General features: G+C 33.6%; 16 protein-coding genes. All 16 read right to left on the bottom strand.

What is annotated here, in order from left to right; genetic code table 11:
- Window positions 1-8: 8 nt before the first annotated feature.
- The 16 genes from trpS to alaS all read right to left on the bottom strand — a co-directional run bounded on the left by trpS (window position 9) and on the right by alaS (window position 17,116).
- Window positions 9-974, bottom strand: coding sequence for a tryptophan--tRNA ligase (gene trpS, locus DZ65_RS0108925; protein ID WP_024788276.1), 966 nt, complete (start codon window positions 972-974; stop codon window positions 9-11).
- Window positions 971-1,792, bottom strand: a complete 822-nt coding sequence (locus DZ65_RS0108920; protein WP_035907586.1) for a TIGR04219 family outer membrane beta-barrel protein — start codon at window positions 1,790-1,792, stop codon at window positions 971-973. The genes trpS and DZ65_RS0108920 overlap by 4 nt, the downstream gene beginning before the upstream one ends.
- Window positions 1,789-3,156 carry a ribosome biogenesis GTPase Der gene (der, locus tag DZ65_RS10205; RefSeq protein ID WP_035907585.1) on the bottom strand — a complete coding sequence of 456 codons (1,368 nt, stop codon included), beginning with the start codon at window positions 3,154-3,156 and terminating at the stop codon, window positions 1,789-1,791. The genes DZ65_RS0108920 and der overlap by 4 nt, the downstream gene beginning before the upstream one ends.
- Window positions 3,157-3,200: 44 nt before the next feature.
- Window positions 3,201-4,754 (bottom strand): 2-isopropylmalate synthase, encoded by a 1,554-nt coding sequence (locus DZ65_RS0108910; protein WP_024788274.1) that lies wholly within the window; start codon window positions 4,752-4,754, stop codon window positions 3,201-3,203.
- 71 nt (window positions 4,755-4,825) lie between these two features.
- Entirely contained in the window at window positions 4,826-5,533 is a 708-nt protein-coding gene (gene pssA, locus DZ65_RS0108905; protein WP_024788273.1) for a CDP-diacylglycerol--serine O-phosphatidyltransferase, read from the bottom strand.
- Window positions 5,523-6,164, bottom strand: coding sequence for a phosphatidylserine decarboxylase (locus tag DZ65_RS0108900; protein ID WP_024788272.1), 642 nt, complete (start codon window positions 6,162-6,164; stop codon window positions 5,523-5,525). Before DZ65_RS0108900 ends, pssA begins: the two co-directional genes overlap by 11 nt.
- A complete protein-coding gene (gene ftsH, locus DZ65_RS0108895; RefSeq protein ID WP_024791044.1) occupies window positions 6,139-8,040 on the bottom strand; it encodes an ATP-dependent zinc metalloprotease FtsH in 1,902 nt (633 codons plus the stop codon). The genes DZ65_RS0108900 and ftsH overlap by 26 nt, the downstream gene beginning before the upstream one ends.
- Before the next feature lie 37 nt (window positions 8,041-8,077).
- On the bottom strand, window positions 8,078-8,902 hold the full coding sequence (locus tag DZ65_RS0108890) for a 50S ribosomal protein L11 methyltransferase (RefSeq protein ID WP_024788270.1): 825 nt from the start codon (window positions 8,900-8,902) through the stop codon (window positions 8,078-8,080).
- Complete coding sequence (locus tag DZ65_RS0108885) at window positions 8,892-9,269, bottom strand: chemotaxis response regulator CheY (protein ID WP_024788269.1); 378 nt, start codon at window positions 9,267-9,269, stop codon at window positions 8,892-8,894. The genes DZ65_RS0108890 and DZ65_RS0108885 overlap by 11 nt, the downstream gene beginning before the upstream one ends.
- The gene (gene hisA, locus DZ65_RS0108880; protein ID WP_024791606.1) at window positions 9,266-9,982 is read right to left on the bottom strand and encodes a 1-(5-phosphoribosyl)-5-[(5-phosphoribosylamino)methylideneamino]imidazole-4-carboxamide isomerase; all 717 of its coding nucleotides are present in this window, start codon (window positions 9,980-9,982) and stop codon (window positions 9,266-9,268) included. Before hisA ends, DZ65_RS0108885 begins: the two co-directional genes overlap by 4 nt.
- Entirely contained in the window at window positions 9,979-10,590 is a 612-nt protein-coding gene (gene hisH, locus DZ65_RS0108875; RefSeq protein ID WP_024788267.1) for an imidazole glycerol phosphate synthase subunit HisH, read from the bottom strand. The genes hisA and hisH overlap by 4 nt, the downstream gene beginning before the upstream one ends.
- A 36-nt stretch (window positions 10,591-10,626) precedes the next feature.
- Entirely contained in the window at window positions 10,627-11,523 is an 897-nt protein-coding gene (locus DZ65_RS0108870; protein WP_024788266.1) for a PDC sensor domain-containing protein, read from the bottom strand.
- A complete protein-coding gene (gene maf, locus DZ65_RS0108865) occupies window positions 11,514-12,068 on the bottom strand; it encodes a septum formation inhibitor Maf (protein ID WP_024788265.1) in 555 nt (184 codons plus the stop codon). The genes DZ65_RS0108870 and maf overlap by 10 nt, the downstream gene beginning before the upstream one ends.
- Before the next feature lie 14 nt (window positions 12,069-12,082).
- Window positions 12,083-13,909: a HAMP domain-containing sensor histidine kinase gene (locus tag DZ65_RS10470; protein ID WP_024788264.1), complete on the bottom strand. Its 1,827-nt coding sequence runs from the start codon at window positions 13,907-13,909 to the stop codon at window positions 12,083-12,085.
- Window positions 13,896-14,546, bottom strand: a complete 651-nt coding sequence (locus DZ65_RS0108855; RefSeq protein ID WP_024791605.1) for a response regulator transcription factor — start codon at window positions 14,544-14,546, stop codon at window positions 13,896-13,898. Before DZ65_RS0108855 ends, DZ65_RS10470 begins: the two co-directional genes overlap by 14 nt.
- A gap of 17 nt (window positions 14,547-14,563) precedes the next feature.
- Window positions 14,564-17,116, bottom strand: coding sequence for an alanine--tRNA ligase (alaS, locus tag DZ65_RS0108850; protein WP_024791604.1), 2,553 nt, complete (start codon window positions 17,114-17,116; stop codon window positions 14,564-14,566).
- Window positions 17,117-17,124: the final 8 nt, after the last annotated feature.

Below are 17,124 nucleotides of genomic sequence, written 5' to 3'. Positions count from 1 at the left end.
TTTCTCCTTTAAAATATTACCTTATTAACTTCTTCCATTTTTTCGTTTGCAATATTTCCAGCTTTTTTATTTCCTTCATTTATTATATCCAAAATCATACTCTCATTTAAAGATGCCTTTTTTTCTCTGATTGGAGAAAGCAATTCATTTATTTTGGCGGCACATCTTTTTTTACATTCCACACATCCAATAGTTCCCGCCCTGCATTCTTTTTCAATTTCCACGACTTCTTCTTTGTTAAATGCATTATGGTAATCAAAAATTATACACACTTCAGGATGCCCGGGGTCTGTTTTTTTAATCCTTGCAGGGTCCGTTTTAGCCATCCTAACTTTAGCCCAAATGGTTTTTTCATCGTCATCCAGATATATTGCGTTATTAAAACTTTTGGACATTTTTCTGCCGTCAAGCCCGGGAAGTCTAGGTATTTCTGTCAGAAGTTCTTTTGGTTCAGTAAATATTTCTTTTTTAAACATATAATGAAACCTTCTTACAATTTCCCTAGCAAGCTCAAGATGGGGTTTCTGATCTTCACCGATAGGCACCAGATTTGCATCATAAAGAATAATGTCTGCTGTCTGCAGTACAGGATATGTTAAAAATCCCGCATTATTTTTTTCTCTGTATTCAGGCTGATTCATTGCGTCTTTATATGTGGGGTTTCTCTCTAACCAGCTAACAGGCGTTATCATATTTAAAACTAAATAAAGCTCGGCATGAGCTTTTATATCACTCTGTCTGAAAAGAATTGATTTTTTTGGATCAATTCCGCATGCTATCCATTCTTTTACAAGTTCAATGCTGAGTTCATTTAAATCAAGCCCTTCGTCATATTTCGTGGAAAGTGCATGCCAGTCGGCCACAAAATAAAAAGTGTCATATTTTTCTTGAAGTGCAACCCAGTTTTTAAGAACCCCTATAAAATGTCCCAAATGAAGTTTACCTGTTGGCCTCATTCCGCTTACAATTCTCAAAACTTAGCTCCTATTTCGGCAAAATAGCCTTTGTATTGTAATTTTGTTTTATTATCTCCATCTACCCCGTAAGCTTCTTTATATCTGTATCCCATTTTTAGAAACAAAGGAATTTTATCAAATTTATACTTAATTCCCGCTAAATAATCATAATGGTGATTATCCCCCGCTTTTGCCCATTTTACATATCCAAGGGCTGAAAACCCGAAAAAACTCATTGTTTCAACATTTGCATACAGATATGGAAGCGCCACAAACCAGTTTTTATTAATATGGGTGCTTCCAAGAGTTTTTACAATATTTCCGTTAACAATCGCAGCATTGTCACCGTCAATTTTGGTATTACCTTGCCACAAATCAGCGCCAAATCCGGCTTCTATATCGGCAACCACCGGTTTAAATTCATAAAACAGTGTTAAATCATAAGAGTTTATATTCATTTTGGAACTTACATCGGTGAGTCCAGAGGGAATATTTACATCTCCGAAAATTTTTACTCCTCCTGCAACCCATTTACTATGGCCAGTTGTGTTGTATTTTGTATATTGTAATTTAATATTTGGCAAAATTGGCACAGGATGAATCAGTTTTACCCAGATATAAGGGTTGTTTTTATTATCAAACCCTAAATCCCCTGTGTTTTGATTTCCGTCATTTTGAGCGGATGAATTATTAAAATAATTTATCACATTTCCGTTTTTTACATATCCGTCTATTTTTTGCTGCTCGTATCCCGCACCCGCACTGACACTCAACATATCAGCATTTGCAAAAGTAACCGCTCCCGCACAAATTAAAGCTAAAGATAATTTTTTCATTTTTTTTCTCCTTTTTCTTTTGGGATTAATACAATAGGTGTTCCTCTAAAATCTTCTTTATTCCTTAAGAAATTTATCAGATATCTCTCATAAGAAAAATGAAGTTTAGCTCTGTTCATAATTAAAGCTATGGTAGGAGGCTTTGTTTTAAACTGGGTTGCATAATAAATTTTACTCTCCCTACCTCTTACATCCGTAGGCAGATGATGCCTTATAGTCGCTTCTTTAATCCATTCGTTGAGAAGCGAAGTAGGAATTCTTTTTGAATAATTTTTATAAACAAAAGAAAGCTTTTCTTTTAATTTGTCTATATTTCTTTTTGTCTTGGCGCTTACAGCCATAAAAGGGGCAAAATCTAAATATTTAAACCTGTATCTTACTTCACTTTCAAACTTTTTATAATCCATAGACGTTTCATCCCATTTATTTGCAACAATTATCGCCCCGGTTTTAAATTTTTGGATAAGAGAGCCTATTTTTTCATCAAGTTCAACTATACCTTCTTTGGCGTCAATAACCAATACGGCGATATCGGCTTCTTTTAAAACTTCTTCCGTTCTAATCAGGGCATATTTTTCTATATCTTTAATTTTGCTTCTTCTTCTGATACCTGCGGTATCAACAAAAGTTATATGATATCCGTTGAAATAAATATTTTCATCAATAGGGTCGATTGTAGTCCCGTCAACTTCGCTTACTATTGCCCGCTCTTCCCCAACCAGTGCGTTAAGAAGTGAACTTTTACCCACATTTACCCTGCCTATAATTGCCACTTTTATCTCTTTAATATCCTCTAAATTTTCATTACTCTCACTTAACAGTTCTTCCAAAGGAATGTCTTGTTCAAATTCGCTTACTTCAAATACCTGTTTTTTAGGGATAAATTTTTTTATTCTTTCAATCAGTTTTCCTACACCCCTGTTATGGGAAACGGAAATAGGGTATATTTCTTTTACACCCAGTTCATAAAAATCATAAACTTTTTCTTTTAATTTGTCGTTATCTATTTTGTTTACAACCAATATAATATTTTTATTTAATTTCTGAAGAGTTCTTATATATTTTTTTTCATCTTCATCGGGCAGACTTCTCCCGTCAACCATATAAAGCAGTATATCTGTATCTTTTGCTATTTGAAGGGCTTTGTCTTTTACTTTCTCAAACAGTTCATCCCGCTCTTCAAGCCCTCCCGTATCCATTATAACAACATCTTCAAGTTCATCATCCAAACTGATAATTCTTTTTTTTATATCTCTTGTGGTTCCGGCTTTTTCACTGATTACAGCATCTCTCTTTCTTAAAATTCTGTTAAAAAGAGAGCTTTTACCAACATTCGGCTTACCGAGAATGGCTATTTTTTTCAACTTTATTCCTCATCTTTAATTTTTAATTTTTCACTTTTCATTATTTAAATACTGTCTTTATAACTGATTTTTTTAGACAGTAAATCTTTCATATGCAAATAATTGTTAAGTGCGTTTATATATGCTTTTGCACTTGCTACCATTGTATCGATGCTTAGTCCATGCCCCATAACCGCGGGTTTATTTTCATCAAAAACAACTTTTACCATAACTTTGGCCAAAGCGTCTTTACCTTCGCTTACAGCTTCAACTTTATAATCCATTAGTTTTCCGTTAATACCGCTTATCCTGTCTATTACTTTAAATATGGCATCAATGGTACCTTTACCTATTGCCGCATCTACGTAAATTTTATCTTCGAATTTAATCTTGGCAGCGGCACTCGCCATACCGTCACTGCAATCACTTAGCTGAAGTGAAAGGAGTTCATAAGTTTTAGGTGTTTTATCAAACGCATCATTCATGAGTGCCAAAATATCTTCATCATAAACTTCTTTTTTCTTATCTGCAAGTTTTTTAAATTTCATAAATATTTCATTCAATTCTTCATCACTTAAGTTACTAAATCCCAAAGCCTCAAGTTTTTTCTTAAACGCATGTCTTCCGCTGTGTTTTCCAAGAACAAGGGTGTCTTTTATATCAAGCCCTATATCCTCCGCCTTCATAATCTCATATGTTTCTTTATGTTTAAGTACACCGTCCTGGTGGATTCCGCTTTCATGGGCAAATGCGTTTCTTCCCACTATGGCCTTATTCGGTTGCGGTTCTATTCCAGTAACGTTTGAGACAAGCCTGCTTGTCGGATAAATTTCTTTTGTATTTATCCTTGTATCAATTCCATCAAACAAATCCCTTCTTACTTTAATGGCCATTACAATTTCTTCAAGTGCGGCGTTTCCAGCCCTCTCTCCCAAACCGTTAATGGTACATTCAACCTGTCTCGCCCCGTTTAACACACTGTAAAGTGAATTGGCGGTGGCAAGCCCGAGATCGTTATGACAATGTACTGAAAAAATAATATCTTTTGGAAAATATTCAACCAGTTCTTTTATCATTTCCCCCATTTCTGTTGGAAATCTGTAACCTACCGTATCAGGAATATTAATCGTTTTTGCCCCCGCTTCAATAACGGCACTGATAATCTCTTTTAAAAAGCCCATCTCGCTTCTTCCCGCATCTTCGCAGGAAAATTCCACGTCATCAACAAAGCTTCTTGAATATTCAACCGCCCTGACGGCTCTTTTTATTACTTCATCGGGGCTCATTTTTAGTTTATATTCCATATGAATTGGACTTGTTGCAATAAATGTGTGAATTCGTTTAAAAGGGGCCGGCTCTATCGCCTTAGCAGCGGCTTCAATATCCTTATCCAAAGCCCTGGCCAAAGAACAGACAGTTGAATTATTAACCTCTTTTGCAATATTGTTTATTGCTTCAAAATCACCCGGACTTGCTGCGGCAAATCCTGCTTCGATAATATCAACTTTTAATTTTTCAAGCTGAAGTGCAACTTTTATTTTTTCTTCGATAGTCATAGATGCGCCTGGGGATTGCTCCCCGTCTCTTAATGTGGTATCAAAAATTTTAACCATTTCCATAATATATCCTTTTTATAAAAAATTTTTATAAAATTTTATCATATTTTAAAAATTTTTTCAATGGAAAAAAATTATCCTTTATATTTCCCGGCTTTAATGTATCCTTTTATTCCCCTGTATACCCCGTAAAAAGCATAAATGCTCAAATACAGGGCTATTGCTTCGGTAGGGAAAAGATAAAGTAAAGAAGCCGCCAAGATAATTAAAACCAAAATTTTTATTGCCAGATTTTTATTAAAATCAATTTTTTTAAAACTTGGATATCTGAAATTACTGACCATTAAAAAAGCCAAAAACAAAGCCCCTGTTAAAATTAGAATATTAAAATGACTCTGATATCTTATATCAAGCATTATCCACGAGCTTAAAACCACCGCCGCCGTCGGAATTGGAAGCCCTATAAAAAATCTCGGGTCGTTCATGGAAGTTGTCACATTGAATCTTGCAAGTCTTATTGCGCCAAAAACAACAAAAAGTCCGCTGATCAGTGCCCCAAATCTTCCGTAATTCTTACCGATTGAGAAAAAAAGCATCATAGCAGGTGCCATTCCAAATGCAATTAAATCAGCCAATGAATCAAATTCTACGCCAAATTTTGAAGTTGTGTTTGTAATTCTTGCTATTCTTCCGTCAAGTCCGTCGGCAACCAGCGAAAAAAGTATATAAATATAAGCTTTTTCAAATTTACCCTGAGATGCGGCAATCACGCTCATTACACCAAAAAAAGCACTAAGGGCCGTAAAAAAATTAGGTAAAATATATGCCAATTTAATTTTCATTCAAATATCCTATTAAACTCTCCCCTGCTTTTACTTTTTGAAATTCGGTTATTTTTATTACAGAGTTTTTAGGCACATACAAATCAACCTGACTTCCAAACATTATCATACCATAACGCTCGGAGAGTTTTATTTTTCCTAAATCTCTAAACATTATAATCCTTCTTGTTAAAAAACCGGCTATCTGATTAACAACAACACTTTGTGCCCCTTCAAACAAAACCCTGTTTTGTTCGTTAAGCTCACTTGATTTTTCATCTGCAATATTTAAAAACAACCCGTGAATATATTCTCTTGCATCAATCTTCCCATCTATAGGACTTCTTTGTACATGCACATCAAAAATGGATAGCCTTATCGAAATTTTAATCATTTCTTTATTTAAAATAGGGGCTTTGGTCTCTGTTATCTCTACAATTTCCCCGTCGGCCGGAGAAATTATTACATTTTCACCAACTTCATCGGGAATTCTTTCCGGATTTCTGAAAAAATATACAAAAAATGCAAAAATAATAAAAAAGAGTATCTGCCAAAATGCACCGAATCCAAAAATAAGGCTGATTAAAAATATTACACCTGCAGGAATAATAAAGGGATACCCTTCTTTAAGAATTATTTCCGTTTTCTTCATTATCACCTTCTTTTTTAGAATCTTTATACTCTTTTATAAGTTCTCTTACCCTTGAACCGTCTATAACCTCTTTTTCATAAAGCTCTTTTACCATTTGTTCAATAACAGGCGCATATTCTTTAAGTATATTTTTAACATGCCCATAACGCTCGCTTAAAAAATTTTTTACAAAAACGTCAATTTCTTCCTGGGTTTTTTCTGAATAATCACGGCTTTGTCCAAACCCTCCGCCTAAAAATCTGTTTGTCTGTTTTTCTAAAACCATTAACCCGGCCACATCACTCATACCGTAAATCATTACCATTGATTTTATAATGTCGGTTGCCCTCTCTAAGTCGTTACTTGCACCTGTTGAAATTTCTTTAATAAACACCTCTTCACTGGCCCTGCCTCCGAGCAGTGTATCAATTTGAGCAATAAGTTCGCTTTTGCTCATCAGATATTTGTCTTCTTCGGGAAGGTTTAATGTATAACCGAGCGCGGCCAGACCTCTTGGAACGATTGAAACTTTTTTTACTTTTCTGGCTTTAGGAGTAACTTCTGCAATTATTGCATGCCCGCTTTCATGATATGCCACTGTTTTTTTATCGTTTTCGTTAAGACGTCTACTTTTCTTTTCAAGTCCCGCAATCTGTCTTTCAACCGCTTCGACAAATTCACTTTGGTTTACTTCTTTTTTATTTTTTCTACCCGCAAGCAAAGCGGCTTCGTTTACTATATTCGCAAGGTCTGCCCCGGCAAGTCCCGCCGTCATTCTGGCTATTTCTTCCAGATTAACGTCACTGCCCATTTTAATTTTTTTAACATGGACTTTTAATATCTGTACCCTTCCTTCAAAATCAGGTTTATCCACCAATACCTGTCTGTCAAATCTTCCGGGTCTAAGTAAAGCAGGGTCTAATATTTCAGGCCTGTTTGTCGCCGCTAAAACAATTACAGGGTCGTTTGAATCAAACCCGTCCATTTCCGCAAGCAGCTGGTTTAAAGTCTGCTCCCTTTCGTCATTTCCGCCAAACTGACCGGCTGCAGCCCTGCTTTTACCGATAGCGTCAATTTCATCTATAAAAATTATGCTCGGCGCCTCTTTTTTAGCCTGGTTAAACAAATCCCTGACCCTTGCCGCACCGACACCTACAAACATTTCTATAAAACTGCTGCCGTTTACGGCGAAAAACGGAACATCTGCCTCACCCGCAACCGCTTTTGCAAGAAGAGTTTTTCCTGTCCCGGGAGGCCCGATGAGTAAAACACCTTTTGGAATTTTTGCACCTAAAGCCGTATATCTGTCAGGATTTTTAAGAAAATCCACTATTTCTTTTACCTCTTCTTTGGCTTCATCGTTTCCGGCGACATCATCAAATGTAACATCTGGTTTTTCGCTTTTTATAAGCCCTTTTGCACTTCCTGCGCCGAAAACTCCCCCCATACCTTTTTGCATTCTGCTTGCCAAAAACATCCAAATTGCAAAAAATATAAATATAGGAATAATCCAGCCGAAAATCAAATCGTTAAGCCAGTTGCTGGATTCTGGCAGGGCGCCGTAAGGAATAGAATTTTTATCCAGAATTGTAATTAAACTCGGATCATTCGGAACTTTAGGAACTGTTATAATTGTTCCGTCTTTTAATTTAACTTTTAAATATGTTTTTCCTATAGCAACATAGCTTAACTGTTTTTCTTTTGCAAGTTTTTTAACATCGGAATATGTTATACTCATAACGGCCGGTTTTCCGGAAACAAGCTCGGAAACGCTGCTTTCGGCACTTGGTGCAATACTTCTAAAAATTAAAATTATAACAACCGCAAAAATTATAAATAAAAGAAGCGGATTTTTATTAAAAAAATTATCATTGTTATTTTTATTGTTTTTTGGCATCTATATCCTTTAATTTAAATTCAACATTCAACATTTATCATTCAACATTTTTTAAAATCAGTGTTACCCATTCATTATCGGGTATTTCCTCAATAAATTCAAATTCTTTATATTTTTCCAAAACTATGTTTTTATATTTGTTAATTATACCAGAAAGAATTAAATAACCGTTAACCCGTTTTTTTAAATCATTCGCCATAAAAATTAAAATATCGGCTATTATATTTGCAACGACCACATCATATTTTTCATCGGTATCTCCTGCACTTCCCACCCAAATTTTATTAAATTCAACATTGTTTAGCCTAAAATTTTCTTTTGCACTTTTAACAGCCAGTTCATCTGTATCGCACAAATTTACGACAGCTCCTTTTTTTGCAGCCACAATGGATAAAATACCGCTGCCGCACCCGACATCCAGTAATGTATTATCTTTTTTTACATATTTGTTAATCGCCTTTACACAGCTTCTGGTTGTTTCATGATGCCCGCTTCCAAAAGCAAGTGCGGGGTCAATTATTATATTTTCTTTATCATTTTTATTTTTATACCAGCTCGGATGAATATAAAACCCGCCTATTTCAATAGGTTTTATCGATTTTTTATAATTTTCTATCCAGTCAATATTTGATTTTTTTTCTACATTTGTTTTTATATTTATATTTGTATTAAAAATCTCTTCCAATGCACTCACATATTCTTTTAATTCTTCAATTAAAGGTTCAAAATTATCTTCACTCCTTAAAACAAGAGTGTTTTCTTTCTCTTCGATACCGTTATTAAACCTTTCAATCAAAAAATTTTCTATTTCATCTTTAAAAGAATCAGTCTGCACACTTAATTCAAAATAATTATCCTTCATTTTTACCGAGAACCCCTTCAAGCTTTTCTTTTAAAACCTGTGGTGTGAAAGGCTTTACAATATAATTGTTTACGCCAGCTTTAAGTGCTGTGATAACCTCTTTTTTACCGCCTTCTGTTGTTACCATAATTATAGGCAGAGATTTATATCTCTCTTCAGCCCTTATTTTTTTCACAAGCTCAAGTCCGTTCATATTGGGCATATTCCAGTCCGTTATAACCACCCTAATATCGGGATTTGACTGAAGTGCGTCCCATGCCTCAATACCGTCTCCCGCCTGAATTACATCTTTATATCCGAGTCTTGCCAACGTATTTTGAATAATTCTTCTCATAGTTGAGCTGTCGTCCACAACTAAAATTTTCATTTTTCCTCCTTAAATAACTCAAATAATTTTTTTAAATCTATTTTTCCCTCATAAAAAGCTTTTCCGACAATTACTCCGTAAATATTTTTTTCTTTGGCTTTTATTATGTCTTCTTCACTTGCCACCCCGCCGCTTGCAATAACCTTTTTTTTAGAAGCGTTTTGAATATTTAAAACAAAATCGAGATTAAGCCCTTTTAAAGTGCCGTCTTTACTTATATCTGTTGCAATTATACATTCAATTTGGGATTTTTCAAACTTTTTAGCCAGTTCTTCGGCTTTTATATTTTCTTTTTTCCCCCATCCGCTTACGGCCACATATCCGTCTTTTGCGTCTATTCCGACGGCAATAGGATATTTTTCAGCCAATTCTATAACCATTTCGGGATTTTTTGCGGCGGCACTTCCCAAAATCAATCTGTTAATACCCAAATCCAAATATTTTTTTATTGTATCTTCATCTCTTATTCCGCCTCCGAGCTGAATTTTCAAAGATGTGTTTTTTCTAATTTCCTCAATTGCTTTAATATTCTGCGGACTTCCTTTAAATGCCCCGTTTAAATCAACCATATGAAGCCATTTTGCCCCCATATCTTCAAACTGTTTTGCAAAATTTAGCGGGTTTTCGCTGTATATTTTTGCACTGTTCATTTCACCTTTTGTAAGCCTTACGGCCTTACCGTCTTTTAAATCTATTGCGGGAAAGATTATCATTTTATACCTTTTACAAAATTCTCGAGTATTTTAAGCCCGGCGTTGTGGCTTTTTTCAGGATGGGGCTGAAAGCCGTAAACATTGTCTTTATTCACTGCACTGACAAATTCATAACCGTAAATAGTTTTACCTATAACATATTTTTCATCACATACCACATGATAAGAATGGACGAAATATAAATACGGATTGTCCAAATCATTAAAAAGAGGCGAATTTTTGGCAAAAAACATTTTATTCCATCCCATATGCGGAATTTTATGTCCTTTCACCCTGCTTTTATCAAATTTAACCACTTCACCCTCTATAATTCCAAGCCCTTCATGTATGCCGAATTCTTCACTTTTTTCAAACAGCAGCTGCATCCCGAGACACACACCCAAAACAGGCCTGCCGGTATTTATAAATTCCCTCATGGCCTCATCCAGACCCGTTTTTTTTAAAAAATCGGCCGCATCGCCAAAAGCTCCGACTCCCGGAAAAATTAATTTGTCAAAAATTTTCAGCCTTTCAGGTGCTTTGACAACCTCAGCTTTTACACCGATTTTATCAAAAGCGTTTTTTACACTTGCCAAATTTCCCATATTATAATCAACTATTCCTATCATTTATTTCCTTTTTTTTTTCTCACAACTCACAACTCACTATTTTATATCCTTACCCACATTTTTCATATAATAAGCCAGAGCGAATAAAAGAAGTGTTACAGCACTTATCAAAATTGCCGCATAAATAAGCATTTGCGGGGCGACCATGGCAAATTTAAATACAAGCATAAGCCCTTCGATTGCCAAAGCTATTATAATACTTCCCAAAAATTTAATCATCGTTTTATGAATGGCAAAAGGGTGTTCTTCCTTTTCTCCGACCACTTCTTCGCTCAATATGGTTTTAACCAAATCAAATATTGCTAAAGAAAGTGTTATTAAAATTGTCGATTCAAACATTTTTTTGACATCGATATTGTTAATCGTATACACAAAAAACATTTTAACACCGTAATAAAACAATAAAACCACAATGGCAAACAGTGCGGCGCTGAACATTGCATAAATAAGTCTGTTGAAATTATTAAACCAGACATCACCTTTTTCTTTGTGAATAAATTTCAAAATTTTCTCCAAAGGAATATCAATTACAGCCACATAGAGCAATTCACCTTTATTGTTAAAAACAGGTAAAGCCGCACTTACAACAATTTCCCCTCCTATAAGACTCGGATAAGGATCTGTCAAAATACATTTTTTCTCTTTTACAGCTTTATAAAAATATGTCCTGTTTGACTGGTTAAATTCTATATCATAATTTTTAAAACTCTCTTTATTTGTAATCATTTTGCTTATCTGTTTTCCGCTCGCATCCAAAATATAAGCGGCGTTGGCTTCGGGAAGTTCATTTATAATTCTTTTTAACCCTTCATATATTACATCAACCCCGATATTTGGCAATTTGTTTGGTATGTTTCTTTGCATTAAATAACAAAAATAGGCTCTTGCCTCTTTTCTGATTTTTTGAAAATCCTGAATTTCTTTTATATACATTTTTCTTCCTTTAATATTTTTACTAATTCTTCAATGCAAAGTCCCATTGCTGTTGATTCATACCCTTTTACATTTTTTATATATTTTTTACAAAACCCTTCCACCATACATGCTCCGGCTTTTCCTACCCATTCATTGGAATTTAAATAATTTTCCAAATCAGTTTTATCAAATTCATAAAATTCATAAATGGTTTCATCAACTCTTCCGTAAACTTTAGAATTTATTTTAATCCACATGGAAGTTATGATTTTAATATTTTCTCCACTTTGTTGTAAAAGTATTTTTCTTGCATCTTCACGGGATTTTGCTTTTCTTAAAATATTCCTGCCGTCACTTACAACCGTATCGGCGGTTATAATATTATCATTAAAACATTTGATACATTCTTTAAATTTTCCAAAACTTGCATTTACCACAAATTCATACGGGTCTTTAAACACCAGTTTGTCTTCATCAAAACTACAGTTTTTTTGAATAAAATCAATACCGGCGTTTTTTAATAATTCAGCCCTTGTAACAGAAGAAGAACAAAGTATCAGCATAAAACCCTTTTTAACTAAAATTTTACCAAAAATTGATATTCAAAAATATTTTTTTCATTTTGATAAAAATGAGAATATTTAATATTATATTTTTCACAAATTTTTTTAACAATATTCAACCCTATTCCCAAACCTCTTTTATGGGGCTGCTCTCTGTAATTTTTTTCAAAAATATTTTTTGAATCTTTTATTTTTTCACCGATGGTAGCAAATTTTAAAACAAATTTATTTTTATATTTTTTTAATGAAACAATAATCTCTTTACCTTTTGAATATTTAACGGCATTTGAAATATTATTGTCAATAACCCTCTCAAGCTCTATTTTGTTTATATTAAATATACAGTTTTCATCAATATCTGAGAGAAAATTTTTATTATGAGATTTTGCGATGCTGAAAAAATATTCTATTCTTTCTTTCAGTACCGATGCAATGTCAATATTTTCTGGTTTATATTCAACAACATTATTCGAAGATATATAAGCCAAATCCTCATAAGAATTACTGAGCATGGAAACAGAAGCTTCTATTTCATCTAAAATTTCTTCTTCCCCGCAGGATTCCCTTAGCAGTTCCACATTTAACAAAATAACATTAAGAGGTGTTCTTATCTGATGTATGGTGTCTACAACAAATCTTCTGTTTAAATATAAAAGTTTTTTATTTTTTTCTATTTCATCATTTAATTTTTCAAAAAGTTTATTATAACTGGTTTGAAATTCCGCTATTTCTTTTATAAAAGATTCATTCATTTTACATTTTCTGTTGTCTTTAAACGCTTTGGCCAATAAATCCAACTTTTTAATAAAATATTTTTTTGCAAAAAAATACATTAAAATAATAAATACAGCCATTAAAACAAAAATTATCCAAAAATTTTTAAAAAGTCTTCTTTCAGCCGTTTTTAAAGGAGTTAGGTTAAAATCTGTTTCAATTATCATTCTATTGTCTTTATTGTTTATAATCCCGTTTATTAATACAAATATTTTAAGGGTGTTGCCTCTTATTTTATAAATCATATTGTTATGCTTTTTAAAAACAGATACGATTTTATTTAATATTTCAATATTGCTTTTTTTTGCGATGTCTTTATTATTACTAAAATACAATAAAAAATTTTTTGAATAATTACAAAGCTCATTTACAGAAAGTTTTTTCTGATAACGGTTTTTGAAATTTATGGGATAGACTAGATATCTGTCCACAAAATAAATTTTTAAATTGTTAAGAGCAGGCTTTAAAAATTTATAAATTTTTTTTAATTTTGGGTAAATATCCACCACATAAGCCAACTGAAGCAGATATTTACCGTCCGAAGAACGGATTAAATAATATTTTTTTAAATTTTTTGAAGCAATATCCAGATGTATATAAGAAATATCTATTTTTTCTTTGCCGTTGAAAACATTGTCCAAAACTTTCTTATAAGCTGGGAAATGGCCTAAATCATAACCTATATCCGGCTGATACGTGCCGTTTATTATTTTATAATTTCTGTCTATTTGAAAAATCTCATATTTCCCCCTCTCAAGAGATGAATTTAAAATTTTTGCCGCCTGAGAAATATTAAATTTTCCGTTTTTATAAAACTTATTTAATTTAAATGTATTTTTGATGTTTAATTGTTCATGGATTTTATATATATATAAAGCCTTATCAAAAATATTTTTAAATTTGTCTTTAATTTTAAGGGCTTCTATTTTATGTTTGTTTATAAAATTGTTTCTCAGAATTTGTTCAGATTTATAATATTGAATATATACTATAGACCCCATTAATAAAAAAAAGGTAAAGAAAAAAATTACTATAATTTGGTTAATTGAAAATTTATACTTTGACAAACTTATATCCTATTCCTACGACACTGACTATATTATGGTTTGAAAGTTTTGCTTTTAAAGTACTTACCAATTGCCTGAGGGGATAGGAATCTTTTTTTTCACCTTCCCAGACAAATTCAATAATTTTTTCTTTTGTAACCGTTTTATCAAGATTGTCCAAAAGAATATATAAAAGTCTTTTTTCTTTTTTTCTAAGTTCCACCGGTTTGTTGTCTATAAACAAATCCATAGTACTTTTTACAAATTTTATGTTATCAACAATTATCTCATCATTTATTTCGTTTTTATTTATTAAATTGTTTATTCTTATCAACAATTCCTTGGCGTGAAACGGTTTTTTTATATATTCACTGCATCCGTAGCTGTACGCTTTTTCTATATCTTCTATTTCGGCCGAAGCCGTAATCATTATTACAATGGCATTTTCGTCTTTGTGTTTTATAAGTTTTAATAATTTATGCCCGTTAAGTTTCGGTAAATTAATATCCAACAAATACAAATTGTAATTTTTTTCCAGAATTTCATTAAATGCCTCTTCACCGTCACTTGCAATATTTACATTAAATCCATTTTTTTCCAATACCTTTTTTAATACATTTGCCAAAGGCAAATCATCTTCTACTATTAATATATCCATCCCCCTTTTTACTCCTTTTATAAAAATTTTTCTTTTACTTTTTCTATCATTTCATCTATTTTATCTGCATCTTTTCCTCCGCCCTGGGCAAAATCTCTCTTTCCTCCGCCTTTTCCTCCTACAATTGGGGCAAATTCTTTAATTAAATCCCCCGCTTTAATTCCATCCACACCGCTTGCGGCCACAATTGAAACTTTTCCGTTATTACTTCCTGCCAAAAATGCAACTAAATTATCTATTTTCCCTTTTAAATCAGTAGCAATTTCTCTTAAATTTGCATTATCAATTCTCTCAATTACAAAATTTATTCCGTCTTTTTCAGTTGGCTTTATCTCTTTAACAGCAGCTTTTTGAAGAATTTTAATTTCATCTTTTAATTTTTTAATCTCATCTTTTTGTTTTTCAATAAATGCTTTTATGTCTTTTGCTTTATTTTCAGCCTTAATCTCTTCCACCATGTCCCTGTAAGCTTTGGCATATTTATATGCACTTATCCCTGCAACTGCTTCAATTCTTCTGACCCCTGCACTTACGCCGCTTTCTTTTGTTATATAAAAACTTCCAATTTCAGATGTATTTTTTACATGCGTACCACCGCAGAGTTCAACTGAAAAATACCCGAACTTAACAACCCTTACAATATCTCCGTATTTTTCCTCAAAAAGTGCCATGGCTCCGGCTTTTTTAGCTTCATCAATCGGCATCTCGGCAACTTTCCCCTCAATTCCTCTGGCTATTACATTATTTACCATATCTTCAATTTTAGAAAGCTCTTCTTTACTCAAGGCTTTTGGATGGGTAAAATCAAATCTTAACCTGTTTGCTTCCACCAGACTTCCAGCCTGCGTTACATGTTCACCCAACACTTTTCTTAAAGCCGCCTGCAGTAAATGTGTAGCTGAATGATGTTTGGCAATTTCTCTTCTTGATTCATCCACAACAGCTTCAACCTCATCACCTACTTTCAACTCGGCATCAACTACTTTGGAAAGATTTTTCTCTTCAAATTTTTTAGTATCAATTACTTTTGCACACTGTCTCCATTCTCCGTTATCCATTTTACACTTAATTATTCCCTTGTCTCCGACCTGTCCTCCGCTTTCGGCATAAAAAGGAGTCTCTTCAAGCATTACCCAGCCGTTTGCGTTAAGTTCATTTACTTCATTAAAGTCTTCGTCAAAAAGGGCTTTTATTTTTGTTTTATGTTCCGTTTTTTCATAACCCACAAACTTATTTACCGGATATTTAACTAAATCTTTTAAATTAATTTTTTTATCCCCGCTTCCTTTCCAGTTTGCCCTGGCTCTTGTCTTTTGCTCCTGCATAAGTTTTTCGAATGTGTTTACATCAACTTTTTTCCCCACTTCTCTTAGCATATCCTGAGTCAAATCAAGTGGAAATCCGTATGTATCATAAAGTTTAAATGCTATTTCCCCGCTGAAAACATCCCCGGCAGTTTTAGAAAGAGCCTCTTTAAACAGTTCCATTCCCTTATCAATTGTGGCAAAAAATCTCTCTTCCTCCATTTTCATAGCATTTTTAACGGCCTCTTTTTTTTCAATTAAATAATGATACTGATGCCCCATTTGATTAGCCAGGGTATCTACAATTTTATACATAAAAGGCTCTTTCATTCCGAGCATATATCCGTGTCTTACGCCCCTTCTTAAAATTCTTCTTAAAACATACCCCCTGCCTTCTCTGTCGAACCTGACCCCCTGGGCCAAAAGAAACGTAACGGCTCTTATATGATCGGCTATTACCCTGTGTGACGCTCCTTTTGAATCCGTAAAATATTCTTTTCCTGTAATTTCAACAACCTTGTTTATTAAAGGTTTAAAAATAGACGTTTCATAATTGCTTGTAACCCCTTCTTTTATAGCCGTAATTCTTTCAAGTCCCATTCCCGTATCAATACTCGGGCGTGGCAAAGGAGATAATTTGCCTTTTTCATCTCTGTTATACTGCATAAAAACCAGATTCCATATTTCAAGAAATCTGTCCCCTTCACCTCCTAAATAATCTTCAGGAGAATTGAATTTATCCGCCCCCTGGTCGTAATGTATTTCACTGCAAGGGCCGCAAGGACCGGTATCTCCCATCTGCCAGAAATTGTCTTTATCCCCCATTTTTACAATTCTGTTTTTTGGAACATACTTCTCCCAGATTTTGCCGGCCTCATCATCACTTTCGTGAATCGTAATCCAGAGCCTGCTTTTATCAAAGTTTAAAACATCCGTTACAAACTCCCACGCATATTCAATTGCTTTTTCTTTAAAATAATCTCCGAAACTAAAATTTCCAAGCATTTCAAAAAGTGTATGGTGGCGGTTTGTATAACCCACATTTTCCAAATCATTATGCTTTCCGCCCGCCCTCATACAAAGCTGAGAAGAGCATGCCCTAGGAGGTGTAGGGGCCGGTTTTTCACCTGTAAAAATAGGTTTAAACTGAACCATTCCTGCATTTGTAAACAGTAAACTCGGATCATCCGGCACAAGAGGTGATGAAGGGTAGACCTTATGCCCTTTTTTTTCAAAAAAATTTAAAAATTCTTTTCTTATATCCATAAATGGCC

The sequence above is a fragment of the Lebetimonas sp. JS032 genome (assembly GCF_000523315.1).
GTDB lineage: Bacteria > Campylobacterota > Campylobacteria > Campylobacterales > Nautiliaceae > Lebetimonas.
The sequence above is the reverse complement of the archived record's forward strand: the minus strand, read 5'-3'. Positions and strand labels throughout refer to the sequence as shown.